Here is a 24,147-nt window from a genome sequence, read left to right on the forward strand (position 1 = left end):
CACGAGCGTTGTTGACGCTGGTGGTCAATACACCTAGGCCCGCCGCAGGTGGGACGTGTCGTTCAGGAGGCGGACCGAGGCGTTGCCGTCGGCGTAGTACGCGACGGCCGATACGGATGCCGCCGACAGCTCCATCCGGAACAGGGACTCGGGCGGGGCGCCGAGGGCCAGCCGGACCAGGGTTTTGACCGGGGTCACATGGGTGACCAGCAGGACCGTGCGGCCGGGCGAGGCGGCGAGAAGCCGGTCGCGGGCGGCCGCGACCCGGCGGGAGACGGTGGTGAAGCTCTCCCCGCCGCCGGTGGGCGCGGCCTTCGCCGACGACAGCCAGGCCGCCAGATCCTCCGGATGGCGCTCCTGGACCTCCGCGAAGGTCAGTCCCTCCCAGGCACCGAAGTCGGTCTCCCGGAGGCCGTCGTCGACCCGGACGCCGAGGCCGAGCCGGGCGGCGACCGCCTCCGCGGTCTCCCGGCAGCGCTTCAGCGGTGAGCTGACGATCTCCTGGACCGTGCCGCGGGCGGCCAGGGCGGCCGCGACGGCCTCGGCCTGCCGCCGGCCCGCGGGCGAGAGCTCCGGGTCGCTGCCGCCGCTGCCCGAGAAGCGCTTCTCGGGGGTGAGGGCGGTCTCGCCGTGGCGCAGCAGGACGAAGGTGGTGGGGTTGCCCAGGTCGGCGGAGGCGGACCAGCCGACGGACGGCGTGCCCGCGGCCGCGGGCACGGCCTCCGGAACCTCGCCGCCGGAGACACCGGAGACACCGGAGCCGCCCTGGTCCCCGGCGGGAGCCTGGGCTGTCCGGGGCGCAGCACCGGCGAGCGCCGCGCGGGCGCGGGCCGCGCCCACCGTGGCGTCGCCGACCGCGCGGGGCTCCCCGGCCGAGGCGCGGGCCGCGGAGGTGTCGAGCGCGGCGGTGGAGCCGGACGGCTCCCACTGCCTGCCGCGCTTGCCCGCGTCCATCGCCTCGTTGGCGAGCCGGTCCGCGTGCTTGTTCCGCTCGCGCGGGATCCACTCGTAGCGCACGGCGGAGCGGGGGAAGATCTCCGCCGCCTCCGCCGCCAGCGGCTTCATATCGGGGTGCTTGATCTTCCAGCGGCCGGACATCTGCTCGACGACCAGCTTGGAGTCCATCCGGACCCGGACCGAGGCCTCCGGGTCGAGGGCGCGGGCGGCCCGCAGCCCGGCGATCAGCCCCTTGTACTCGGCGACGTTGTTCGTCGCGACGCCGATGTACTCGGCGGCCTCGGCGAGGGTCTCGCCGGTGGTCGCGTCGAGCACCACGGCGCCGTAGCCCGCGGGGCCCGGATTGCCCCGGGATCCGCCGTCGGCCTCGACGACGAACGAGGGCATCAGAGACCGGACTCGGCGGTGCGGACGAGGATCCGGCTGCAGTTCTCGCAGCGGACCACCTTGTCCGAGGCGGCGGACCGGACGTCGTTCAGCTCGGTGATGTTCAGTTCGAGACGGCAGCCCTCGCAGCGGCGCTGGTAGAGCCGGGCGGCCCCGATGCCGCCCTGCTGGACGCGGAGCTTCTCGTAGAGCTTCAGCAGGTCGGCGGGGACGGCGGCGGCGACCGTCTCGCGCTCCTTGGTGATCGTCGCGGACTGGTCGTCCAGCTCCTGCTGGGCGGCGTCGCGGCGGGCGGTGGCGTCGTCGGCCTTGGCCTGGACGGAGGAGACCCGGGCGGTCAGCTCGGTCACCCGCTCCTGGACGGCCTCACGGCGCTCCATCACATCGAGGACCACGTCCTCCAGATCGCCCTGGCGCTTGGCGAGGGAGACGATCTCCCGCTGGAGGCTCTCCAGGTCCTTGGGCGAGGTGATCGCGCCCGAGTCCAGCCGCTGCTGGTCGCGCGCGGCACGCTGGCGGACCTGGTCGACGTCCTGTTCCGCCTTGGTCTGCTCGCGAGCGGTGTCGCTCTCCTCGGTCTGCGCGGCGACCAGCAGATCGCGGAGCTGGGTGAGGTCCTTGGTGAGCGACTCCAGCTCCGCGTGCTCGGGCAGCGACTTGCGCTTGTGGGCGAGCTGCGACAGCCGCAGGTCGAAGTTCTGGACGTCGAGGAGTCGGATCTGGTCGGCGGGCGCGGCGTTCAGTTGGGGGCTCCAGAAGAAGAGGAAAGGGAAGCGGTATGGGATGACCAGGGGTCGGTGACCGTGGACGACACATGGACCCGCAGGTCCCAGCCGTGCCGGTCGGAGATCTCGTCGAGCTGGGCGGCCGCCTGTCCGCACCAGGGCCACTCGGTGGCCCAGTGGGCGGCGTCCACCAGGCCGAGCGGGGAGCGCTCGGTGGCCTCGGAGGCCGGGTGGTGGCGCAGATCGGCGGTGAGGAAGGCATCGACGCCGGCCGCGCGGACCGCGTCGAAGAGGCTGTCGCCGGAGCCGCCGCTGACCGCGACCTTCCGCACCACGGCGTCCGGGTCGCCCGCGAGGCGGATGCCCTGAGCGGTGGCCGGAAGGGTGCGGGCGGCCCGCTCGGCGAAGGCCCGGAGGGTCTCCGGCCGCTCCGGCTCGCAGATCCGGCCCAGGCCGCGGCGGCCCGACGGGTCGGTGGGGTCCGGCACCAGGGGCGCCACGACCTTGAGGCCGAGGGCGGCCGCGAGAGCGTCGGAAACACCGGGGTCCGCGGTGTCGGCGTTGGTGTGGGCGACATGGAGCGCGATGTCGTTCTTGATCAGGGTGTGCACGACGCGGCCCTTGAAGTGACCGGCCGCGACCGTCGTGGTCCCCCGGAGATAGAGGGGGTGATGGGCCACCACGAGCTGGACACCGAGTGCCACGGCCTCGTCCACGATCTGCTGGACGGGATCGACGGCGAACAGGACCCCCCGGACCTCGGCGTCGGGATCGCCGCAGACGGTCCCGACGGCGTCCCACTGCTCGGCCCGGGCGGGAGGCCACAGGGCGTCGAGGGCTGCGATGACTTCGGAGAGGCGGGGCACGGGACACAGGTTACCCGCGCCCTGCCCTCCCCCGGCCTGCCCTGTCCACAACTCCGGCCCGATCATCACACCGGAAAGGAGGGCTGTCGGGCCGCCCGGGTTCCCTCCGCCGCCGGTCCCCGCCGCACCCCCAGCACAACGGGCGGTTCTCGTCGGGGCGAATCGGCGCCCGGCCACCCTTATGTGTGAAGTGGGCGGGCCCGTGTTGTTCGGCAGGAAGTGCGAAATCTAGCTTCGTGCCCGGAGGTGACCAGTCGATGACAGCCTGTGCGGTCCAGCCGGTGGCGACGCGGTGGAAGGTGCCCGGCGGAGAAGACGGCCCCGGACACGGGACCGGGACCGGAAACGAGGCCGGATACGAAGCCGGGACCGGATACGGACCCGCCGGATCCGCTGATCCCGGTCCCGGGACCGGGATCAGCGGATCCGCGGCGACCGGTGTCGGCGGTGACCGGCTCCGGGACGGCGACGGCCCGCCCGTCCGCGGCGTTACCCCCGCGGACCGCGGCACGCTCACCGCGCCTCCCGCGGCCCCGGCCGCCGCCGTCCCCGCCCCGGCCCTGACGCTCTCCGCCGACGGCGCCTACGCGGCCGGGCTCGCGGGCACGGGCGACGCCCTCTACCCGGAGCGGTGGACCCTCGACGGGCCGGAGCCGTATGCCGTACCGCTGCCGCTCCACCAGCCGGAGGAGCGCGACACCACCGTGCTGCCGCTGGCGGACGGACGGGTCCTCATCCACCGCAGGACCGCGGGGCACCGGCTGTTCTCGCTGCTCTACCCGGCCGGCCGCGGGACCGGTGAACTCGTCCTCGGCTCGGTCCCGGCCCCGCACTCCGGGTACGGCCCCGCCGTACTGCTGCCGCCCGCGCCGGACGGCACCCGGGCCTACCTCCTGGTCCCCGGCCCCGGCCCCGGTCACAGCACCGGACACGGCCCCGGAAGACCGGGCGGCGGCCCGGGGTCCGGCGGGACCGTGACCACGGTCTGGCGGGTGGCCGGACACGGTGCCGCCGGTCCGGAACGCGTCGCCGAGGTGCCGGGCCGCTGCACCGGCGGCGTCTGGCTGGACCGTACGGGGCGGCTGCTCGCCCTGGACCGGCAGCGCGAGCCGGGCGGTCCGGTGAAGGCCGTCGCCGTCGACCTGGAGCGCGGCGGCGAGGTCTCGCCGCTGCTCCAGATCGCACCGGACAGCAATGACCGCCTGCTGCTCGCCGCACCCGACAGCGGACTGCTGGTCGTGCGCTCCGACGCCCCCGGCGAGGACCGGATCGGCTGGGGCGTCCTCGGGAGCGACCGCCCGGTCCGCTTCCCCGAGTGCCTGCGTCCGGCCGGCGGCACCCTCACCCCGTTCGCCGTCCAGCCCGGCCAGATCCTCCAGCCCGAGCGCTGCTCCGTCGCATTCACCGTCCGGACGAGTACGAGTACGAGTACGAGTACGAGTACGGGCACCGGCAGCCGGGCCGGGGCGGCCGTCTGGTGTCCGGAGGGCCGGGAGCTGCACCGTACGGCCGTACCGGACGGCTGGTTCCCGGGGACCGGCCGCTGGACCCCGGAGGGCGTACTGCACCTTCCGTACGCAACCCCCGGAACACCCTGCGGAGTGGCCCGGCTCACACCCCTGAAGGAGCGGGCCACCGGTCCCGGGGCCCCGGCCGCCGGGAAGGGCGCGGTTCCTGGGCCCGGACGGCGGCCGGCGGCCGCCCTGCGCCCCGTTCCCCTGCAGCAGGCACCGCTCGTGGGCCGCACACAGGCTGGCTAAACTCTCCGACCTGCGCGAAGTTCCGTCACTCGCCGGGGTGTACGAATGACCCGGCGCGGAACCGAGCGGCCGGTGAGCAGTGTCCGGTGACAGTGACAAGCAACCACTACGGGGAAGTTCCGAACCATGCCCGAAGCCCGAACCGACAATCCTCTGACCCACTCCCAGTCCCAGCCCCAGTCCCAGGCCGACGCCGCGGCGGCCGAAGCACACGGCAAGCACCGGGGCACGGCCGCCCGGGACGATGCCGCGGCCGAGCCCCACGGCAAGCACCGCAAGCCCGCGGCCGGGTGACCACGCGTCACCGCCGCCCCGGGCGGCGCCGTATCCCCCGCTGACCGCTTCCGCGGAACACGGGGCGGCGGGCCGCCGGATCAGCGCCGGGCCCGGTCACAGGAGGCTCCCCGAGCCCGTGGCCGGGCCCCGGCCGTGTCCGGGGCCGGGACCGGTGCCACCGGGTCCGGGGCGGACGGCCCATCCGGCCTGCGGCGGGGTTCGGCCCTTCGCAGCCACGCCCGACGCCCACCCGCCGCCCGCGGGGTTCAGCCCCTCCGCAGCCCCAGCACCTCCGTCGCGGCGAACGACTCCCCGGCCGGGAGGGCCGCGAAGTACGGAGTGAGCAGGGCATCCAGTTCGTCGTGGCCGAAACACTCCTTCGCCGTGTCGAACTTCGCCGCGACCCGGGGCCGCTCCACGACGGCGACCAGCCCGCCGTGGACGACGAACACCTGTCCGGTCACCCCCGCCGCGGCGGGCGCGGCCAGATAGCCGACCAGCGGGGCCACGTGTTCGGGCGCCAGTGGGTCCAGTTCGCCGCCGGCCGGTTCCCGGTACCCGGCGAAGACGTCCTCGGTCATCCGGGTGCGGGCCCGGGGGCAGATCGCGTTCGCGGTGACGCCGTACCCGGCCAGGGCGGCGGCCGTGGACGTCGTCAGACCGACCACCCCGCCCTTCGCCGCCGCATAGTTGGGCTGTCCGGCCGATCCCGCGAGGAACGCCTCCGACGCGGTGTTGACGATCCGGCCGTAGACCGGGCCGCCGGTCGCCTTGGCCCGCTCCCGCCAGTGGGCCGAGGCGAAGCGGACGGTGTTGAAGTGGCCTTTGAGATGGACCCGGATCACCGAGTCCCACTCCTCCTCGGACATCGAGAACACCATCCGGTCCCGGAGGATGCCCGCGTTGTTGACGAGGACGTCGAGCTTGCCGAACCGCTCCACGGCGAGCGCGACCAGCTCCCGGGCCCGCGCGAAGTCGGCGATGTCCCCGTGGTGGGCGACGGCGTTCCCGCCCGCGATACGGATCTCCTCGGCGACCTGCTCGGCGGGGTCCGGGGAGGAGCGCCCGGAACCGTCCCGGCCGGGCTGCCCATAGTCGTTGACGACGACGCCCGCCCCGAGGCGCGCCAGTTCGAGCGCCTCGGCGCGGCCCAGGCCGCGGCCCGCGCCCGTGACGATCGCGGACAGTCCGTCCAGTGGCAGTGTCATCCGGTCCGGTCTCCTTTCGGTCGGTAGGTCGGCCAGCCGGCCGGACGGGCCCGGCGGCGCGCGCCGCCGGGCCCGTCCGGCCCTCAGATCTCTATGCAGGTACGGAGTCCGGCGCCGGTACGCATCAGCTCCAGTGCCTCGTTGACCCGGGCGAGCGGCAGCCGGTGGGTGATCAGCCCCTCCAGGTCGATACGGCCCGCGCGCCACAGCGCGATGGAGCGCTCGAAGGAGGCCAGGGCGTCGCCGCCGCCGTACATCGACGGCAGGATCCGCTTCTCGTCGAAGAACAGCTCGAACATATTGAGCTGGAGCATGTCGTCCATGGCGCCCGCGCCGACGACGCAGAGGGTGCCGCCGCGGCGGGTGGTCTCGTAGGCGGTCCGGGCGGTCGCCGACTTCCCCACCACCTCGAAGACGTAGTCGAATCCCTCGCCCGCGGTGAGCCGCTGCTTGGCGTCGCCGAGGGCTTCGGGGGCGACGGCCTCGGTGGCGCCGAAGCGGAGCGCCGCCTCGCGCCGGGCCGGTACCGGGTCCACGGCGACGATCTCAGCCGCGCCCTTGAGCCGGGCGCCCTGGATGGCCGAGACACCGACACCGCCGCAGCCGATGACCGCGACCGAGGAACCGGCCGTGACATCGGCGGTGTTGACGGCGGCCCCGAGTCCGGTGGTCACCCCGCAGCCGATGAGAGCCGCGATGTCGTACGGGACGTCGTCCGGGATCGGTACGGCCGCGTCCGCGGAGACGACGACCTCTTCGGCGAAGGTGCCGGTGCCCGCGAAGCCGAAGACGTCGCCGGAGGCGCGGCGGAAGTTGGGGGTGCCCGCGTTCATAAAGCCGGCCAGGCACAACTGGCTCTGGCCGCGGCGGCAGGACGGACAGGCCCGGCAGGCGGGGAGCCAGCAGATCAGCACCCGGTCCCCGGGTTTGACGCCGGTGACGCCGTCGCCGGTGTCGAGTACGTCGCCCGCGGCCTCGTGGCCGGGCACGAAGGGCACGGGCTGCGGCAGGACACCGCTCATGGCGGAGAGGTCCGAGTGGCAGAGCCCGGTGGCCCGGATCCGGATCCTGACCTTTCCGGGGCCGAAGCCCACGGCCTCCACATCGTCGAGGACTTCGAGCTTCTCCTGCCCGGTCTCGTGCAGTACGGCTGCGCGCACGGTACGGCTCCTCTCGTGTCGTTGTCCCCGGCCCGGGGACGGGATCCGGGCCGGATTCGGGCCGGAAACGAGTCGGGCGACCGGCCCATCAACCGGTCCATCGGTCGGTCCATCGGTCGGCGGGTCCGTCAGGCGGCCGCTCGGTCCTCGGTCGGTCAGCGGGTGTCAGGCGGCCGGTGTCAGGCGGTCGGCCGGTCGGTCAGGCGGCCGGTCGCCGCCGGGAGGTGGTGCCGGCACAAGGCGGCGGGACGGCAGGGCGGCGGGCGCACAGTCTCAGTCGTGTTCCACGACCGTGTCGGCGAGTACGGGCGTGTCCCCCCGCTCGACCGCCCCGACCTCGACCCGCACCCGCCCCCCGCCCTCCGCCCACATCCGGATCCGGAGCGTCTCGCCGGGGAAGACGACCCCGGCGAAGCGGGTGTCGTACGAGCGGACCCGGGCCGCCTCGCCGCCGAGGACGGTGTCGACGACGGCCTTGAGGGTCATTCCGTAGGTGCAGAGCCCGTGCAGGATCGGGCGGTCGAAGCCGGCCAGCGCGGCGAACTCCGGATCGGCGTGGAGCGGGTTGAGGTCGCCGGAGAGCCGGTAGAGCAGCGCCTGGTCGGCCCGGACGGGCCGGTCGACGGTCTTGTCGGGTTCACGGCCGGGCGGTTCGGTACGGGTGGAGGGGCCGCGTTCGCCGCCGAAGCCGCCCTCCCCCCGGACATAGATCCGGGAGTCGCTGGTCCACAGCGGCCCGTCGGCGTCAGACGCCTCGGTCCGCAGGACGACCACGGCGGCCTTGCCCTTGTCGTGGACCGCGGCGACCCGGCTCGCCGAGACGGCGGTGCCGACGGGCGGGATGGGGCGGTGCAGCCGGACGGTCTGGCCGCCGTGCAGCACCGCGGTGAGGTCGAGGTCGAGCCCGGGGGCCGAGAGACCGCCCGCGATGCCCCTGCCCCCGCCCGCGACGGTCGCGAAGCTCGGCAGGACCTGGAGCCGGGACTCCAGGGTGTAGCGGAGTTCGGCGGGGTCGGTCGGCGGGATCCCGGCGCCGATGCCCAGATGGTAGAGCTGGACATCGCGGTGGTCCCACGAGATGTCGGCGGTACGGGGTCCGGCGGCGAGGGCCCTGGCGGGGTCGATGGGCATAAGGCTGCTGCTCCCTTGCTGGAAGAGACCGGGCCCGGTCCGGAGGGCGGCCGCAGGGGGCTCCCCGGCGGTCCGCGGTGCCGGAAGACCTCGGCGCGACCGTCCGCACCGTCGGCCGCGCCGAGGTCGTACGGGGCCGGACCCCCGGGGGCGGGTCCGGTGGTTCCGCCGGCCCGCGGCGCCCCTTCTCCCGGCGGCCGGGTGGCGCGCCCCGGGACATTGCTGGAACGTGTTCTCGTCCGGTGGGGCCATGTATAACGCAGGCCCCGGCACAAGGGAATGCCCCTGACAGGCCGTCAGGAAAATATCTGATGCAACGTCAGATAGTTGGCCCGGGGATACGGGGCCACCGTGTCACTGGGACAGGAAGGACACCGGCGGACATACCCTGCGCCCATGGAAGAAATGCCCCGGGACCATCGCCCGGCCGTGTCCGTTCGGATCCTGCTCGCCGGGGACGGCGGGGCGACCGGTGGCGCCCTGGCCCTGCTGCTCGGGATGGAGCCGGGGTTCGCGGTGGTCTCGCAGGTGGGGCGGGGCGAGGATGTGGTGCCCGCGGCCCGGGAGCGGCGGCCGGATGTCGCCCTGCTGGACGCGGTGCTGCCGGACGGCGACGGCCTCGACGCCACCGCCCTGCTGCTCGGCGAGGTGCCCGAGTGCCGGGTGCTGGTCCTGACCGGTTCCGGGCGGCCGGGGCTCGTGGAACGGGCCCTGGCCGCCGGGGCGGCGGGCCTGCTGGTGAAGGACGGCCCGCACGACGAACTGGTCCGGGCCGTCCACCGCTGTCTGACCGGGGAGACCGTGATCGACCCGGCCCTGCTGCCCGGGGACGCCGCCGCCGGGGGACGCCGCGACCGCCCGGGGGACCCCGGGCCGTCCGGCGGCTGAGCGGCACACCCGGGCCCGGCGAGCGCATCCGCCCCGGCCCCGCCACCGGCTCCGGCCAGGTGGAACCGCCCCCGCCGTACGGCCACCCGCCCACCCCGCCGCCCGCCCGCCGGGCCCCGCCGCCCCGCCACCCGGCCGCAGGGCTCCGCCGCGTCATTCCGGCCGTCGCGCCCCGCGGGCTACCGCTCCCGCTCCCCGTCCCCCCGCGGCAGCCAGAGCAGCATCAGCAGCGCGGCCGTGAACAGGGTGACCGCGCCACAGCGGAAGGCCAGGGCGTAACCGGCCGTCAGCGCCTCCGGGGAGGTGCCGCCGCCGGTCCGGGACGCGGCGACCGTGGAGAGGACCGCGAGGCCCAGGGCACCGCCCATCGTCCGGGAGGTGTTGATCAGCCCCGAGGCCAGCCCCGCGTCCTCCGCGGGCACTCCGGCCGTGGCGAGCGCGGAGAGCGGGGTCGCCGCCAGGCCGATGCCCATCAGCATCAGTACGCCGGGGCCGAGTACGGCGGTGGCGTAGCTTCCGTCGGCGGTCATGGCCGACTGCCAGGCGAAGCCCGCGGACGCCACCAGCGCGCCGCCCACGGCGACCGTCCGCGCCCCCGCCCGGGCCATCAGCGGCGGCGCCAGCTTCGAGCCGACGACGATGCTGATGGAACTGGGTATCAGCGCGACCCCGGCCGCCAGCGGGCTGTAGCCCAGCACGTTCTGCGCGTACATCGTCATAAAGAACCAGGAGGCGAAGGAGGCCGAGCCGGTCAGCAGCATGGTCGCGTTGGCGGCGGTCACCGCCCGGGACCGGAACAGCTTCAGCGGCATCAGCGGGACCGCGGTCCGCGCCTCCACCACGACGAACGCGCCGATCAGCAGCAGCCCGGCGGCCAGCGGCAGCAGGGCCGAGGTCCCCCAGCCGGACGCCTCGGTCTCCACCACGCCGTAGGCGAGGGCCGCCAGACCGGCCGTGGCCAGTACGGCCCCGGGGAGGTCGAGCCGCCGCTCTCCGGCGGCGCGCGCTCCGGCGAGCCACACCACGGCTCCCGCCAGGACCACCGCCCCGACCGGCACGTTGATCAGCAGCACCCAGCGCCAGGAGAGAAGGTCCGTGAGCAGCCCGCCGACCAGCCCGCCCGCGGCACCGCCCGCGGCCCCCACCGCGGCCCAGGTGCCGATCGCCCGGGTGCGGGCCGGGCCCGCGGGCACCGCGGCCATGATGATGGTGAGGGTCGCCGGGGCCAGTACCGCGGCCCCCAGCCCCTGGACGGCACGGGCGGCGAGCAACTGCCAGCCCTCCTGGGCCAGTCCGCCCGCCAGGGAGGCGACCGTGAACAGCCCGAGCCCGACGAGGAACATCCGCTTGCTGCCGAAGAGGTCGGCCGCGCGCCCGCCGAGGAGCATGAATCCGGCGAAGGCGATGGTGTAGGCGTTGAGCACCCACTGGAGTCCGGTGGTGGAGAGCCCGAGGTCGGCGCGCATCGACGGCAGGGCCACATTGACCACGGAGACGTCGAGGACGACGAGGAACTGTCCGGCGCAGACGGTGAAGAGGACCAGCCAGGTCGGCACGGAACGCTTCGGCGGGCCCGGCACGGCGGGGTTGCCGCCGTCCGGACGGCCCGGTCCCCCGCCGAAACCGGGGCCGGTGCCGGGGGGTATGGAGGGGTCGAGGGGTACGGCGGGGTCGAGGGGTGAGCCGGAAGCGCTTTCGGACGGGCGGTGCGGTCGCGAGTGGGGCATTGCGCCATCGTCCCAGCGAAGTCCCGAACGCACATCCGGGTTGTGGACGACGGCGGCCCGGGGCCGCACCCGGCGCGCGGCCCGGACGCTCCGGCACGCACCCCTCGACCGGCACCGCACCCCGCGCCCCGGGCCCGCACCCCCCGACCGGCACCGCGACCCGCGCCCCGGGCTCCCTCACCCCGGCCCGCCCCCGCCCCCGCTACCGGGCCCGGAAGAGCGTGACCACCGCGGCCCCGCCGAGTCCGATGTTGTGCGCCAGCCCCACCCTCGCCCCGGCGACCTGCCGGGCCCCGGCCTCGCCCCGTAGCTGCCAGACCAGTTCGGCGGTCTGCGCCAGCCCGGTGGCGCCCAGCGGATGCCCCTTGGAGATCAGTCCGCCCGACGGATTGACCACCCACCGGCCGCCGTAGGTCGTCGCCCCGTCCGCCACCAGCTTTCCGGAGCCGCCGTCCTCGCACATGCCGAGCGCCTCGTAGCTCAGCAGTTCGTTCACGGAGAAGCAGTCGTGCAGTTCGACCACGTCGACGTCCTCTATCCCCAGCCCCGACGATTCGTATGCCCGGCGGGCCGCGGCCCGGGACACCGGCCGCCCGACGACATCCAGACAGGAGCCGGAGGCGAAGGTCTCGCCGGTGTCGGTGGCCATCGCCTGGCCCGCGATCTCCACGGCCCGCGCCGCCGCCTCGGCGCCGCGTCCCGGCAGTCCCCTGCGCTCCCGCAGGAAGCGTTCGGACACCACGACGGCCGCCGCGGCGCCGTCCGAGGTCGGCGAGCACTGGAGTCGGGTCAGGGGCGGATGGACGGCCGGGGCGGCGAGCACCTCGTCGACGGTGTACACGTCCTGGAACTGGGCCCGTGGATTGTGCGCGGAGTGCCGGTGGTTCTTGGCGGCGACCGCGGCCAGTTGCGCCTCGGTGGTGCCGTACCGCTCCATGTGCTCACGGGCCGCGTTGCCGAAGAGCTGGGCGGTCGGCGGGGCGGCGGTGAAGCCGTGGGCGGCCGCCATGATCCCGTAGTGCCGGGCGACGGGTGAGGCGGCGAACCCGCTCTCGGCGTCCGGGCCGCCGCCCAGGGGGCCCTTCTTCATCGTCTCGAAGCCGAGGGCCAGTACGCAGTCGGCGGACCCGCCCTCGACGAGTTGGCGGGCGAGCATCAGGGCGGTGGCGCCGGTGGCGCAGTTGTTGCTGACGTTGTAGACGGGGATGCCGGTCAGTCCGAGGGTGTAGACGGCGCGCTGTCCGGCGGTGGAGGGCTGGAAGCAGTAGCCGACGACCGCCTGTGCCACGTCCTGGTATCCGATTCCGGCGTCGGTGAGGGCCTCCGTACCCGCTTCCCGGGCCAGTTCCCAGTACGGCCGGTCCGGTGCTCCGGGTTTCCCGAACGGGGTGGTGCCGACGCCGAGGACAAAGCTCCGGGCGCTGGTCGTCATCATGTCCCTGCTCCTTCCGTCCGTGCCGGGCGGCCGGTACGCGACCGGCCTGCCCCGGGACCGACCGGCCGGTACGCGACCGGTCAGTCCCGGGGCAGGCCGAGGATCCGCTCGGCCACCACATTGAGCTGTATCTGGGTGGTGCCGCCCGCGATGGTCAGGCACCGGGACAGCAGCAGCTCCCGGACGGCCCCCTCGCCCGCGCCCTCGCACACCGCGCCCGCCGGGCCGAGGAGTTCCAGGCGGAGTTCGGCGGTCCGCTGCTGGTGCCGGGTCTGGACGAGTTTCCGTACGGAGGCGCCCGGGCCCGGTTCGAGGCCGGAGACCTGCCGGAGGGTCGTCCGCAGCGCGAGACAGCCGAGGGCGTGGGCCTCGGCCGCCAGGGCCCCGACCCGGGCCCGCCGGGCGCCGTCCGGTCCGGGCACGGCGGCCAGCAGCGCTTCGAGCCCGCTGTCGAAGCCTGTCTGGTCGGCCATGTGGACGCGTTCGTTGCCGAGGGTGTTGCGGGCCACCCGCCAGCCGTCGCCGGTCTCCCCCACGACGGAGTCGGCGGGCAGCAGGGTGCCGTCGAACCACACCTCGTTGAAGACGGAGTCGCCGGTGATCTCCCGCAGCGGCCGGACGGTGACTCCCTCGCAGGCCCGCAGGTCGACGACGAAGTACGTCAGCCCCCGGTGCCGGGTCGAGCCGGGGTCCGTACGGGCCAGCAGGATCCCGAGGTCCGCCTTGTGCGCGGCGCTGGTCCACACCTTCTGGCCGGTGACCCGCCAGCGGCCGTCGGGAAGGTGTTCGGCGCGGGTGGTGAGCGCCGCCAGATCCGATCCGGCGCCCGGTTCGCTGAACAGCTGGCACCAGCGGAGCCGGCCCGCGAGGGTGCCGGGGACCAGCCGTTCCTGCTGTTCGGGGGTGCCGTGGGCGATCAGCGACGGTACGACCCAGGCCGCGACGGACAGTCCGCTGAGCCGTACTCCCGCGTCGGCCAGCTCCCGCTGGACGGCCAGTTGCTCCACGGGTCCGGCGCCGAGGCCGTACGGCGGCGGCAGATGGGGGGCGGCGAGACCGCTCGGCGCGAGGGCACGGCGGGCGGCGGCGGGGTCGAGGCCGCGGGCGGCGGCAATCGCCGTCCGTACCCGCCGCCGGTGGCGGGCGGCCGCGGGCGGCAGTTCGGTACGGAGTTCGCGGCGGGCCCCGGCGGCGGCCAGCCGGGCGGCGTGCGGCAGCAGATCGTCCGGGGTACCGGCGAGCTGCCGGGCGACGACGGCCCGGCGCAGCAGGAGATGGGCGTCGTGCTCCCAGGTGAAGCCGGTGCCGCCGAGGATCTGGATGCAGTCCTTGGCGCAGGTGTACGCGGCGTCGAGCGCGGCGGCCGCGGCGAAGGCGGCGGTCAGGGCACGGCCGGGGTACGGCTCGGGACCGGGCGCCGGAGGGCCGGTTTCACCCGCGGCGGTCGCGGCGTCCCAGGTCAGTGCCCGCGCCTGCTCCAGGCCGAGCAGCATTTCGGCGCAGAGGTGCTTGACCGCCTGGAAGCGGCCGATGGGGCTGCCGAACTGCTCTCGTGTCTTCGCGTGTTCAACGGCGGTGGCCAGCGCCCGGGCGGCGACTCCGCAGGCCTCGGCGGCCAGCAGGACCGCGCCCAGGTCCCGGACGAGTCCGGGGTCGGCGGCGGCCGGTCCGGCGATCCGGGAGGCGGGGACACGGACGGCGGTCGCGGTGACCTCGGCCGTGGGCCGGACGGGGTCGGCGCACGGGTGCACCCGGACGGTGAACGCGTCCGCGTCGGCCGCCGCCCATACCGTCCCCTCGGCGGTACGGGCCGCGATCAGCAGCAGATCGGCATGGCCGCCCCCGAGGACGGGCGGCGCGGTGCCGTCGACGACCAGCCCGCCGCCGGGCTCGCGGACGGCGGTCAGCCCGCCGGGGCCGAGGGCGGCGGCCGCGACCCGGCGGCCGCCGGCGAGTGCGGCGACCAGGTCGTGCCGGCCGGAGCGGCGCAGGACTTCGGCGGTCAGGGCATGGCCGGGGTACGGCCCGGGGAGCAGTCCGGCCCCGGTCTCCTCCAGCGCCACGGCCAGGTCGAGCAGGGTGCCGCCGCCACCGCCGTGCTCCTCGGGGAGATGGATGCCGAGGAGGCCCTGGGCGGCGGCGCCGTCCCAGTAGGCGGGACGTCCGGGCTGGTGCTCCGGCAGCGGGGCGTCGAGCGCCTTGCGTATCTCTTCGGGCGGTACGGCCCGGGCCAGCCAGTTGCGCACGGACCGGGCGAGCTCCTGGTGTTCGCGCGTGATTCCGATGCCCATGGGCGGCAGGGTAGAACACGTTTCAATCTGACGGTAGGTCAGATGCGCGACGGGATACGCCGCCGGACCGCCCGGGCGGTCACGCCCGGGCGGGACGGAGTCGGGCAGCAACCTCGGGCGGTCCCTGCGAACGCGTTCGCACGAGGCACGCCGAACGTGCCGTACTGCCCGCGCCCCGGTAACGCGGCCGCGGCCCGGACACACTCCCGGACGAACGCCCGCCCCGCCCGGCACCCCCGCGGATCCGGTCCGCCGTCGACCCGACGGGACCGGTGGGGCACCATGGTCCGCCGGGCCCGTACCCGTACATCCGTACGGAGACGGTCCGGCAGCACCGCATATCCGTACGGCGTCGGCGCCCGCGCAGCCGCCGCCCGCACCACCGAAGGACACCGCCATGAGCCACACCCCCTCCCCCGCGCCGGAGGTCCTCGACGCGTTCACGGCGGCCAAGGGCTTTATGCCGCCCGCCGAGGGGCTCGCGCTGTACGCGGCGGCGGCCGGGGCGGCGGCCCCCGGACTGCCGCTGCTGGAGGTGGGGACGTACTGCGGCCGGTCCACGATCCTGCTGGCGGCCGCGGCCCGGGCCGCCGGAACGACCGCCGTCACCGTGGACCACCACCGCGGCAGCGAGGAGCAGCAGCCAGGCTGGGAGTACCACGACCCGTCGCTGGTCGACCCGGAGGCCGGGCTGATGGACACCCTGCCGACCTTCCGCCGGACCCTGCTGCGGGCCGGGCTTGAGGACCATGTGATCGCGATCGTCGGCCGGTCGCCGCAGGTGGCCCGGGTCTGGGCCGCCCCGCTCGGACTGGTGTTCATCGACGGCGGACACACCGACGAACACGCCACCGCGGACTACGAGGGCTGGGCGCCCCATGTCGCCGAAGGCGGGCTGCTGGTCATCCACGACGTCTTCCCCGATCCGGCGGACGGCGGCCGGGCGCCCTTCCGGATCCATCAGCGCGCACTGGCGTCGGGCGCGTTCACCGAGATCTCGGTGACCGACTCGCTGCGTGTCCTGCGGCGTATCGGCCCGGGAATCTGATGTCCCGGGGCTAGGCTCGCGGTCGTGTCGGACAACGAGCACGGCCAGCACGACGAGCAGGACCGGCCCGGCGGCCACGACGAGCGCGGCGGGCACGACGAGCAGCACGAGCGCGGCGGGTACGACGGCCACCGGGGCGGTGACGGCGCCGGACCGCAGGCGCCGCGCGCACGGTCCGGACCGGCCGGTGGGCCGCGTACGGAACCTCTTACCGAGCCGGGTACGGAGCCGGGCCCGGCCGGACCGGTGCCCCCCGCCCGTCCCCGGCGGCGCGTCCGGCGGGCCGTGGCGGCCACCGCCGTCGTCGTTCTGGCCGGTGGCGCGTTCGCCGGGTGGCTCTCCTGGCGGGCCGTCGGCGAATCCTCCTCCCCCGGGGACGGCCGGGCCCTTCCGGCGGCCGCCGCGGACGGCCGGACCGGCCGTACCCCGGACGGTTCCGCGGACGGCCGCACCGGCTCCCGTACCGACGACCGGCCCCCGGCCACCACCCGGGGCACCCGCGAGGGACGCCTCAGCGGCCGGACCATCGTGATCGACCCCGGCCACAATCCCGGCAACTTCCGCCATTCCACCGAGATCAATCGGCTCGTCGACGTCGGAACCCATCGCAAGGAATGCGACACGACGGGTACGGAGACCGAAGACGGTTACACCGAGGCCGCATTCACCCGCGATGTTTCACAGCGTCTCCGCACCCTCCTCGAAAAGGAGGGCGCACAGGTCGTCGTCACCCATGAGGAAGGCGAGCGGGCCTTCGGCCCGTGCATCGACGAACGGGCCCGGATCGGCAACGAGGCGAAGGCCGACGCCGTCATTTCCGTACACGCCGACGGATCGGCGGAGGGCCACCGGGGATTCCATGTGATCCTGCCCGGAAAGGTCGTCTCGGGCGGCGCGGACACCACCGCGATCGTCGATCCCTCCCGGCTGCTCGGGGAGCGTGTCGTCGACGCCTTCGCCCGGGCCACGGGCTCCGCCCCGGCCAACTACCTGGGCGGCGGAACCGGTCTGGACGTCCGCACCGACCTGGGCGGGCTCAACCTCTCGACCGTGCCCAAGGTGTTCGTCGAGTGCGGGAACATGGGCGACCCGCGGGACGCCGCACTGCTCGCGGACGGCGCCTGGCGGCAGCAGGCCGCGCTCGGTATCGCGGAGGGGCTGGGCGCGTTCCTCGCCCCCGCCGTCTGAACCACCACGACCGTTCCTTCCAGGCAGTTCCTCCGCGGCAGTTCCTTCCAGGCAGTTCCTCCGCGGCCGCGCCGCCGCTTCCGTCCGGCACTTCCGTCCGGCACTTCCGTCCGGCACTTCCGTCCGGCACTTCCGTTCCGGCCCCGCGGGGCCGGACGGAACGGACGGCACGTATTCCGCACTCCTTCCGCACTCCGTATTTCCGCGCGGCCCGGATCGCGGCGCGATCACGGCGGACCGCACCCGCCGGTATCGGACCGAATCCGACCGTTCCCCGGACCATTCCGGCGCATTCCGGCCCACTGCCCCGCGGGCTCCTTCCGGCGGAACTCCAGGGCCCGCCCGCGCCCTTCCCCGCCCTTCCCCACCGCGGCCGCCGTCCAAGATCCCGATCCGGTTCCGATCGGGTTTCCATCCGGTCCCTTCGCGGGCGCCCGTCCCTGTGAGTCCGTATACCGGGCAGACGCAGGGAAGCGTCAGACGATAGATTCACCCCGGGTGACGGGGGAGTCCCCGCACTTGCGCCGAGCGCCCCGATGCGACGACGACCCGAGACGACCGACGAAGGATTCTCACGTGAACATCCGCTCCCTCACACGAGGCGACGGCGTGGTGATCGGAGCAGCCGTACTGCTGTTCATCGCCTCGTTCCTCGACACGTTCGACTGCGCCGGAACCCGGTGCGACGACGTGCCGAACGCCTGGGACAACGGGGCCCTGCTCCTGGGGGTCTACCTCGCCGGCGTGATCGGCGCCGCGCTGATCGTGCTCTCGCACCTGCTGCCCCGCGCGCCGAAGGTCCTCGGTATCGAGCTGGGCGACATCGGCGTGGTCGCCACGGTCCTCGCCGCCTGGACCGCACTCGGCGCGATCTTCGACCCGTCGGGCTCCTTCGACATGGGCGAGTTCAGCCTCGACGCCGGTACCGGGCTGATCCTCGGCCTGATCGCGGCGCTGCTGCTGGCCGCGGGCGCGCTCTGCGGCCGGCTGGTGCCCGCGTTCAAGGCCCCGCTGCTGGGTACCCCGAGCCCGGCGGCGCCCCCGTCGCCGTACGGCGGCCACCCGCAGGGCGGCTACGGCTACCCGGGCACCCAGCAGCAGCCGTACCCCGGCCAGGCCGCGCAGCACGGCGCCCCGGGTGCCACCCCGCCCGGCGGGGCGCCCGGCGCCCCCGAGTTCGCGCCGTTCTGGTTCGCGGTTCCGGTGGCCCGTCCGCTGTACCCGGAGGACGGCTCCCCGACCCCGATCGCCGAACTGGCGCCCGGCACCTGGTACCTCGCCGTGGACCAGCGCGGCCAGGCCCTGGTGGCCCAGACCCAGGACGGCCGCCGGGGCGTCCTCCAGGACACCACCGGCATCCAGCGCGGCTGACGCCTGCACGACCTTGCGGCCCCCCGCCCCTTCCGGGCGGGGGGCCGTCGCCGTATTCTGACGCACCATCAGAAAGGTTCGGCGGTGAACCGGCCGCGGAAGGGCGGGTGGCGCCGTGCGACTGGGACTGGCCCTCGGCTACTGGGGCCGCGGCCCCGATCCGGACCGGCTCGGTCTCGCCCGGGAGGCCGAGCGGCTCGGCTACCACTCGGTGTGGACGTCGGAGGCCTGGGGCTCGGACGCCTTCACCCCGCTGACCTGGATCGCCGCGCACACCTCCCGGATCCGGCTCGGTACCGCCGTCGCGCAGATGGCGGCGCGCGCCCCCACCGCCACCGCGATGCACGCCCTCACCCTGGACCATCTCTCCGGCGGCCGGATGATGCTGGGCCTCGGCCTGTCGGGGCCGCAGGTGGTCGAGGGCTGGTACGGCCGCCCCTTCCCCGCCTCCCCGCTGACCGCGACCCGGGAGTACGTCGAGGTGGTCCGCCAAGTGCTGCGCCGCGAGGGGCCCGTGGTGTACGAGGGGCGCTACCACTCCCATCCGTACGGCGGCGCCGACGGCACCGGCCTCGGCCGCCCACTGAAGCCGATCACCCATCCGCTCCGGCCGGACCTGCCGGTCCTGCTGGGCGCGGAGGGGCCGAAGAACGTGGCGCAGACCGTCCGGATCGCCGACGGCTGGCTGCCGCTCCTCTGGTCGCCGCTGCGGCCCGGGGTCTACGCGGACTCCCTCGCCCCGCTCTCCGGCCGCACCGGTGACTTCATGATCGCCCCCCTGGTGCGGGCCACGGTCTGCGACGACGTGGCACAGGGGCTGCTCCCGGTGAAGACGATGCTCGGCTTCTACATCGGCGGCATGGGACACCGCAGCCGCAACTTCCACGCCGATCTGATGGCACGGATGGGGTACGAGGCCGAGGCCCGGCGCGTACAGGAACTCTTTGCGCAGGGGCGCCGGGCGGAAGCGGTGGCGGCGGTCCCCGACGCGTTCGCCGACGAGATCTCCCTGGTCGGACCGCGGGCGAGGATCGCGGAGCGGCTGGAGCACTGGCGCGCGACCCCCGTGACGGATCTCCTTGTCACGGCGCCGGACCCGGCGACGCTGCGGGTGCTGGCGGAGCTGGTGCTCTGAGCCCCGTCGCCCCCGTCGCCCCCGGGCCCGGCCCCGTCCGCACCGGCCCCGGCGGCTCCGGCGGCTCCCGGCGGGCGGACCGGCACACCCGCGCGCCCCGCCTCCGCCGGCCCGCTCCGCTGGCCCGGCCCGGCCCGGCCCGGCCCGGCCCCCTACGGCAGCCCGCAGCAGTCCGGCACGAGGCCCTCCGGCAGGTCCGTACCGCCGAACACGGCCCGGGTGGGCCGGTCGCCGCCGAGCGCGGCGGCCGCGAGCAGCAGGGAGCCCGCGGTCCAGGTGGTCCGCTCCTCCGGCCAGACCGCGTCGTCCTCGAAGACGTACCCCGTCCAGTACATCCCGTCGTCGGCCCGCAGATGGCCGATGGACCGCAGTACCTCGTGCGCCCGCTCCGGCTGCCCGGCCGCCCAGAGCGCCAGGGCCAGTTCGCAGCTCTCGCCGCCGGTCACCCAGGGGTTGGGCAGGACGCAGCGGACCCCGAGGCCGGGCACCACGAATTCGTCCCAGCGCTCGTCGAGCCGGGCCCGCGCGGCGGCGCCGGTGACCGCGCCGCCGAGTACCGGGTAGTACCAGTCCATCGAGTAGCGGTCCTTGTCGAGGAACCGCTCGGGGTGGCTCCGGATCGCATGGGCCAGCGCGCCCGCCGCCAGCTCCCAGTCCGGCTGGGGCTCACCGCGCTCCTCGGCGATCGCCAGCCCGCAGCGCAGCGCATGGTGCACGGACGAACAGCCGGTCAGCAGCGCGTCGGTGACCGCGGTGCCGTCGGCTTCGCGCTTCCAGCCGATTTCGCCGCCGGGCTGCTGGAGGCGGAGCACGAAGTCCAGCGCGGCGCGCACCACGGGCCACATCCGGTCCAGGAAGGCCGGGTCGCCGGTGGCCAGCCAGTGGTGCCAGGTGCCGACGGCGGCATAGGCGGTGAAGTTGCTCTCCCGGCCCAGGTCGGTGGGCCGGGCGGCGTCGCCGTCGTGATAGGCCGCGTACCAGGAGCCGTCGTCGTTCTGGTGCTCGCGCAGCCAGTCGTACGCGCGGGCCGCGGCCTCGTGCTCCCCGGCCGCGTCCAGCGCCATGGCCGCCTCGGTGTGGTCCCAGGGGTCGAGGTGGTGGCCCCGGAACCAGGGGATCGCGCCGTCCTCGCGCTGCTGGGCGCGGATCCCGGCGACGGTCGCGGCGGCCTGTTCCGCCGTCAGTACGCCGGACAGGACGAGCCCGTCGGTACGGGGGGTGCGCGGAGTGCCGGGCGTACGGGGCGTGGTCACGCCTCCGCCCGGGGCAGCGCGGGCTTGGTCGCGTAGGCCACGAAGCTCTTGCCGATCAGGGGGTTGAGCGCCTGTTCGGCGAGCCGGGTGGCCAGCGGCTTCTTCATGATGTCCCAGACCAGGAGCTTGTGGTACGCCTTCACCGGGAGGACCTGGTCGTTGTCGACGCCGAAGGCGCACTTGAGCCACCAGTAGGGGCTGTGCAGGGCGTGGGCGTGATGGGTGCCGTACGGGACGAGCCCGGCCTCCTCGATCCGCGCGAGCAGTTCGTCGGCCTTGTAGATACGGATATGGCCGCCCTCGACCTCGTGGTAGGCGTCGCTCAGCGCCCAGCAGATCTTCTCGGGGCCGTAGCGGGGGACGGTGACGGCGATCCGGCCGCCGGGCCGCAGGACGCGGACCATCTCGGCGAGCACGCCCTTGTCGTCGTGGATGTGCTCCATCACCTCGGAGATGATCACGACGTCGAAGGAGCCGTCGGGGAAGGGGAGGTTGAGCGCGTCGCCCTCCATGGCGGTGGCGGTGGCGCCCTCGGGCGCCTCCCCCGCCTCCTTCATCGCGGCGAACCACTTGGCGACCTCGCGGATCTCCTCGGCGTTGCGGTCGAGGGCGACGACCCGGGCACCGCGCCGGTAGCACTCGAAGGCATGGCGCCCCGCACCGCAGCCGAGGTCCAGGACACGGTCGCCGGGGGCGAGCGGGAAGCGAGAGAAATCGACGGTCAGCACGCGTTCCTGCTTTCGCGGTCGGCACGGGAGGGGCGCAAGGAGGAGGAAGGAGAGGGAGTGGTGGGGTGCGGTCGGCGGCCCGGGCCGGACCGGCCGCGGGCGGGAACCCCGGTACGGATCACCGGGCGGCCGCCGCCCGGACCCGGCGGCCGGAGCGCGCGGCCCGGTCCACCGCTTCCCGGTACAGCTCCGCCGTTCCCTGGGCGGCCCTGGCCCAGGTGAATCGTTCCAGCACCCGGGCGCGCCCGGCTTCGCCCAGCCTCGCCCGCAGCGCGGGGTCGCCGAGCAGCCGTCCGAGGGCCGCGGCCAGCGCGCCCGCGTCGCCGGGGGGCACCGCCAGACAGGTCTCGCCGTCGGGCCCGGCGACCTCGGGGATCGCCCCGCCGGTGGTGGCGACCAGCGGGGTGCCGGTGGCCATGGCCTCCGCCGCGGGCAGGGAGAAGCCCTCGTACAGCGACGGCACACAGGCGATCTGCGCCCCGCGGACCAGATCGACCAGCTCCGCGTCGGAGACGCCCTTGACGAACTCGACCGCGCCGCCGAGGCCGTACCGCTCGATGGCCCGGGCGACCGGCCCGTCCTCGGCCCGCTTGCCGACCACCACGAGATGGGCGCCGGGGTGCTCGGTACGGACCTTGGCGAGCGCCTCGACCAGATGGACCAGTCCCTTCAGCGGCACATCGGCGCTGGAGGTGGTGACGATCCGGCCGGGCACCTCGGGAACGGCCGGATCGGGCGAGAACAGCCCGGTGTCGGCGCCGATATGGACGACCCGGATCCGGTCGGGACGGACCCCGAGCTGCTCTTCGATCTCGCTCCGGGAGGTGCCGGAGACGGTGAGCACCGACGGCAGCCGCCGGGCCACCCGCTTCTGCATCCGGGTGAAGGCGTACCAGCGGCGCACGGAGGCCCGGCGCTGCCAGGTGTCGGCGGCGTCGAGTTCCAGCCGCCGGTCGACGGTGATCGGATGGTGGATGGTGGTGACCAGGGGGGCGCCGAGATCGCCGAGGAGCCCGTAGCCGAGGGTCTGGTTGTCGTGGACGACGTCGAACCGGCCGCGGTGGGCCCGCAGATGGCGGCGGGCGCGCAGGGAGAACGTCAGCGGCTCGGGGAAGCCGCCCGTCCACATGGTGCCGACCTCCAGCGCGTCGACCCAGTCGCGGTACTCGTCACGGGCGGGCGTGCGGAAGGGGTCGGGGCTGCGGTAGAGGTCGAGGCTGGGGAGTTCGGTGAGGCGGACGCCCGCCCCGCTCTCGCCGCCCTCGCCGCCTTCTCCGGGGTCGAGCACCGGGTAGGGCTGGGCGCCGATCACCTCGACGTCGTGGCCGAGGCGGGCGAGTTCGCGAGAGAGATGGCGTACGTAGACGCCCTGGCCGCCGCAGAAGGGGTTGCCCTTGTAGGTGAGCAGGGCGATCCGCAGCGGCCGGCCGGGGTCGGCGCTCCCGCCGGGCTTTCCGCCGTGCTCCCCGGCAGGCTTCCCGACAGACCTTCCGGCAGGCTTTCCGGAGCCGCGCGGGGCGCCGTCCTCCGGTTCACGGGGACCGGCTTCGATGGCCTCAGCGGTCACTCACGGCCCCCTGTCTCCCCTACGTTTCGCCGGAGCGTAACCGCTCGCGCTAATCTAGAACAAGTTTCAGACTTGCCCGCTCAAGGAGCATTGAATCTACCCGCAGGTAGCTCCGCCATGACGGCCGGATCAGGTGATTCGCGCCACGACGGGCCGGGTTCGGCGGGCTCGGCGACGGGCTCAACGGGGAACGGGGTACGCGGACGATGACAGCCGAAGCCCAGCAGGCACGGCGGCGGCCGGAACGGGGTTCCGGGCCGAGACCCGGCGGCGCGGACGGTACGGGACCGGCACCGGAGCCCGTACCGCGGTCCGGCCCCGCCACCGCGTCCGGCGGGGGCCCGCGCCCCACGGCGAAGTCCGCGCCCCGGCCGGGCGCCGGGAGCGGGCGCGCCCCCGTACCGCAGCCGGGCGCCGTACCCGGCTCGCCGCCCCTGACGGAGCGCCAGGAGGCGCGGCGCCGCCGGATCCTGCACGCCAGCGCCCAGCTCGCCGGCCGGGGCGGCTTCGAGGCCGTGCAGATGCGGGAGGTCGCCGAGGCCGCGGGGGTCGCCCTGGGCACCCTGTACCGCTACTTCCCCTCCAAGATCCATCTGCTGGTCGCCACCATGCAGGACCAGTTGCAGCACCTCCACACGACCCTGCGCAAGCGGCCCCCGGGCGGAGCGACCTCCGCCGAGCGGGTGGCCGAGACCCTGATGCGGGCCTTCCGGGCGCTCCAGCGCGAACCGCAGCTCGCCGACGCGATGGTGCGGGCGCTGACCTTCGCGGACCGCAGCGTGAGCCCCGAGGTGGACACGGTCTCCCGGCAGACGACGGTGATCATCCTGGACGCGACGGGGCTCGACGATCCGACGCCGGAGCAGCTGTCGGCGGTCCGGGTGATCGAACACACCTGGCACTCGGCACTGATCACCTGGCTGTCGGGCCGGGCGTCGATCGCCCAGGTGAAAATCGACATCGAGACCGTCTGCCGGCTGATCGACCTGACGGGCCCGGCCCCGGCGGCCCGGCCGGGCCGCGGGGACTGATCCGGGGCGGGACCG

The 24,147-nt window shown here is 74.8% G+C and carries 20 protein-coding genes; 8 read left to right on the forward strand and 12 right to left on the reverse strand.

All coding sequences use genetic code 11. From position 1 onward, the window contains the following. Positions 1-33 precede the first annotated feature (33 nt). From ACWDR0_RS19765 to ACWDR0_RS19775, 3 genes are read right to left on the reverse strand one after another with little or no spacing between them, the layout of a single operon-like run. Positions 34-1,344: a bifunctional RNase H/acid phosphatase gene (locus ACWDR0_RS19765; RefSeq protein WP_456352996.1), complete on the reverse strand. Its 1,311-nt coding sequence runs from the start codon at positions 1,342-1,344 to the stop codon at positions 34-36. Continuing rightward, complete coding sequence (locus ACWDR0_RS19770; protein ID WP_456353031.1) at positions 1,344-2,087, reverse strand: zinc ribbon domain-containing protein; 744 nt, start codon at positions 2,085-2,087, stop codon at positions 1,344-1,346. Before ACWDR0_RS19770 ends, ACWDR0_RS19765 begins: the two co-directional genes overlap by 1 nt. Then, a complete protein-coding gene (locus ACWDR0_RS19775) occupies positions 2,084-2,935 on the reverse strand; it encodes a Nif3-like dinuclear metal center hexameric protein (protein ID WP_456352997.1) in 852 nt (283 codons plus the stop codon). Before ACWDR0_RS19775 ends, ACWDR0_RS19770 begins: the two co-directional genes overlap by 4 nt. A gap of 257 nt (positions 2,936-3,192) precedes the next feature. Here ACWDR0_RS19775 and ACWDR0_RS19780 point away from each other — a divergent pair, with 257 nt between their 5' ends. Continuing rightward, complete coding sequence (locus tag ACWDR0_RS19780) at positions 3,193-4,695, forward strand: hypothetical protein (RefSeq protein ID WP_456352998.1); 1,503 nt, start codon at positions 3,193-3,195, stop codon at positions 4,693-4,695. A gap of 126 nt (positions 4,696-4,821) precedes the next feature. Further along, entirely contained in the window at positions 4,822-4,989 is a 168-nt protein-coding gene (locus ACWDR0_RS19785) for a hypothetical protein (protein WP_456352999.1), read from the forward strand. A 248-nt stretch (positions 4,990-5,237) separates the two neighbouring features. Here the strand turns inward: ACWDR0_RS19785 and ACWDR0_RS19790 are convergent, their stop codons facing one another. From ACWDR0_RS19790 to ACWDR0_RS19800, 3 genes are all read right to left on the reverse strand, one after another. Then, positions 5,238-6,179, reverse strand: a complete 942-nt coding sequence (locus ACWDR0_RS19790) for a 3-oxoacyl-ACP reductase (RefSeq protein WP_456353000.1) — start codon at positions 6,177-6,179, stop codon at positions 5,238-5,240. 83 nt (positions 6,180-6,262) lie between these two features. Next, the gene (locus ACWDR0_RS19795; RefSeq protein ID WP_456353001.1) at positions 6,263-7,339 is read right to left on the reverse strand and encodes a Zn-dependent alcohol dehydrogenase; all 1,077 of its coding nucleotides are present in this window, start codon (positions 7,337-7,339) and stop codon (positions 6,263-6,265) included. A 273-nt stretch (positions 7,340-7,612) separates the two neighbouring features. Further along, entirely contained in the window at positions 7,613-8,470 is an 858-nt protein-coding gene (locus tag ACWDR0_RS19800; RefSeq protein ID WP_456353002.1) for a MaoC/PaaZ C-terminal domain-containing protein, read from the reverse strand. 396 nt (positions 8,471-8,866) lie between these two features. Here ACWDR0_RS19800 and ACWDR0_RS19805 point away from each other — a divergent pair, with 396 nt between their 5' ends. Next, on the forward strand, positions 8,867-9,358 hold the full coding sequence (locus tag ACWDR0_RS19805; RefSeq protein ID WP_456353003.1) for a response regulator: 492 nt from the start codon (positions 8,867-8,869) through the stop codon (positions 9,356-9,358). Between the two features lie 179 nt (positions 9,359-9,537). Here ACWDR0_RS19805 and ACWDR0_RS19810 read toward each other — a convergent pair whose 3' ends face one another. The 3 genes from ACWDR0_RS19810 to ACWDR0_RS19820 form a co-directional block, all read right to left on the reverse strand. Next, complete coding sequence (locus tag ACWDR0_RS19810) at positions 9,538-11,085, reverse strand: MFS transporter (protein ID WP_456353004.1); 1,548 nt, start codon at positions 11,083-11,085, stop codon at positions 9,538-9,540. A gap of 202 nt (positions 11,086-11,287) precedes the next feature. Beyond that, entirely contained in the window at positions 11,288-12,520 is a 1,233-nt protein-coding gene (locus ACWDR0_RS19815) for a thiolase C-terminal domain-containing protein (RefSeq protein ID WP_456353005.1), read from the reverse strand. An 80-nt stretch (positions 12,521-12,600) separates the two neighbouring features. Beyond that, a complete protein-coding gene (locus ACWDR0_RS19820) occupies positions 12,601-14,811 on the reverse strand; it encodes an acyl-CoA dehydrogenase (RefSeq protein ID WP_456353006.1) in 2,211 nt (736 codons plus the stop codon). 397 nt (positions 14,812-15,208) lie between these two features. On the opposite strand from ACWDR0_RS19820, the gene ACWDR0_RS19825 reads away from it, so the two are divergent. The 4 genes from ACWDR0_RS19825 (at position 15,209) to ACWDR0_RS19840 (ending at position 19,553) form a co-directional block, all read left to right on the forward strand. Further along, positions 15,209-15,859 carry a class I SAM-dependent methyltransferase gene (locus ACWDR0_RS19825; RefSeq protein WP_456353007.1) on the forward strand — a complete coding sequence of 217 codons (651 nt, stop codon included), beginning with the start codon at positions 15,209-15,211 and terminating at the stop codon, positions 15,857-15,859. Positions 15,860-16,144: 285 nt separating this feature from the next. Then, entirely contained in the window at positions 16,145-17,047 is a 903-nt protein-coding gene (locus ACWDR0_RS19830) for an N-acetylmuramoyl-L-alanine amidase (RefSeq protein ID WP_456353032.1), read from the forward strand. Between the two features lie 576 nt (positions 17,048-17,623). Then, complete coding sequence (locus tag ACWDR0_RS19835; protein ID WP_456353008.1) at positions 17,624-18,418, forward strand: hypothetical protein; 795 nt, start codon at positions 17,624-17,626, stop codon at positions 18,416-18,418. Between the two features lie 115 nt (positions 18,419-18,533). After that, a complete protein-coding gene (locus tag ACWDR0_RS19840; RefSeq protein ID WP_456353009.1) occupies positions 18,534-19,553 on the forward strand; it encodes an LLM class F420-dependent oxidoreductase in 1,020 nt (339 codons plus the stop codon). 152 nt (positions 19,554-19,705) lie between these two features. Here ACWDR0_RS19840 and ACWDR0_RS19845 read toward each other — a convergent pair whose 3' ends face one another. The 3 genes from ACWDR0_RS19845 to ACWDR0_RS19855 form a co-directional block, all read right to left on the reverse strand. Continuing rightward, positions 19,706-20,806, reverse strand: coding sequence for a prenyltransferase (locus ACWDR0_RS19845; RefSeq protein ID WP_456353010.1), 1,101 nt, complete (start codon positions 20,804-20,806; stop codon positions 19,706-19,708). After that, the gene (locus ACWDR0_RS19850) at positions 20,803-21,534 is read right to left on the reverse strand and encodes a class I SAM-dependent methyltransferase (RefSeq protein ID WP_456353011.1); all 732 of its coding nucleotides are present in this window, start codon (positions 21,532-21,534) and stop codon (positions 20,803-20,805) included. Before ACWDR0_RS19850 ends, ACWDR0_RS19845 begins: the two co-directional genes overlap by 4 nt. 118 nt (positions 21,535-21,652) lie before the next feature. After that, positions 21,653-23,101 carry a glycosyltransferase family 4 protein gene (locus tag ACWDR0_RS19855; protein ID WP_456353012.1) on the reverse strand — a complete coding sequence of 483 codons (1,449 nt, stop codon included), beginning with the start codon at positions 23,099-23,101 and terminating at the stop codon, positions 21,653-21,655. Between the two features lie 434 nt (positions 23,102-23,535). Here ACWDR0_RS19855 and ACWDR0_RS19860 point away from each other — a divergent pair, with 434 nt between their 5' ends. Then, positions 23,536-24,132 (forward strand): TetR family transcriptional regulator, encoded by a 597-nt coding sequence (locus ACWDR0_RS19860; protein ID WP_456353033.1) that lies wholly within the window; start codon positions 23,536-23,538, stop codon positions 24,130-24,132. The last annotated feature ends 15 nt before the right edge of the window (positions 24,133-24,147 follow it).

Source organism: Streptomyces sp. NPDC003691 (assembly GCF_053981115.1).

Bases quoted from the DNA above. Each gene is read 5' to 3' on its own strand.
- ACWDR0_RS19800 (WP_456353002.1), bottom strand. From the start codon at position 8,470: ATGCCCATCGACCCCGCCAGGGCCCTCGCCGCCGGACCCCGTACCGCC.
- ACWDR0_RS19790 (WP_456353000.1), bottom strand. From the start codon at position 6,179: ATGACACTGCCACTGGACGGACTGTCCGCGATCGTCACGGGCGCGGGC.
- ACWDR0_RS19820 (WP_456353006.1), bottom strand. From the start codon at position 14,811: ATGGGCATCGGAATCACGCGCGAACACCAGGAGCTCGCCCGGTCCGTG.
- ACWDR0_RS19805 (WP_456353003.1), top strand. From the start codon at position 8,867: ATGGAAGAAATGCCCCGGGACCATCGCCCGGCCGTGTCCGTTCGGATC.
- ACWDR0_RS19765 (WP_456352996.1), bottom strand. From the start codon at position 1,344: ATGCCCTCGTTCGTCGTCGAGGCCGACGGCGGATCCCGGGGCAATCCG.
- ACWDR0_RS19780 (WP_456352998.1), top strand. From the start codon at position 3,193: ATGACAGCCTGTGCGGTCCAGCCGGTGGCGACGCGGTGGAAGGTGCCC.
- ACWDR0_RS19785 (WP_456352999.1), top strand. From the start codon at position 4,822: ATGCCCGAAGCCCGAACCGACAATCCTCTGACCCACTCCCAGTCCCAG.
- ACWDR0_RS19810 (WP_456353004.1), bottom strand. From the start codon at position 11,085: ATGCCCCACTCGCGACCGCACCGCCCGTCCGAAAGCGCTTCCGGCTCA.
- ACWDR0_RS19815 (WP_456353005.1), bottom strand. From the start codon at position 12,520: ATGATGACGACCAGCGCCCGGAGCTTTGTCCTCGGCGTCGGCACCACC.
- ACWDR0_RS19825 (WP_456353007.1), top strand. From the start codon at position 15,209: ATGAGCCACACCCCCTCCCCCGCGCCGGAGGTCCTCGACGCGTTCACG.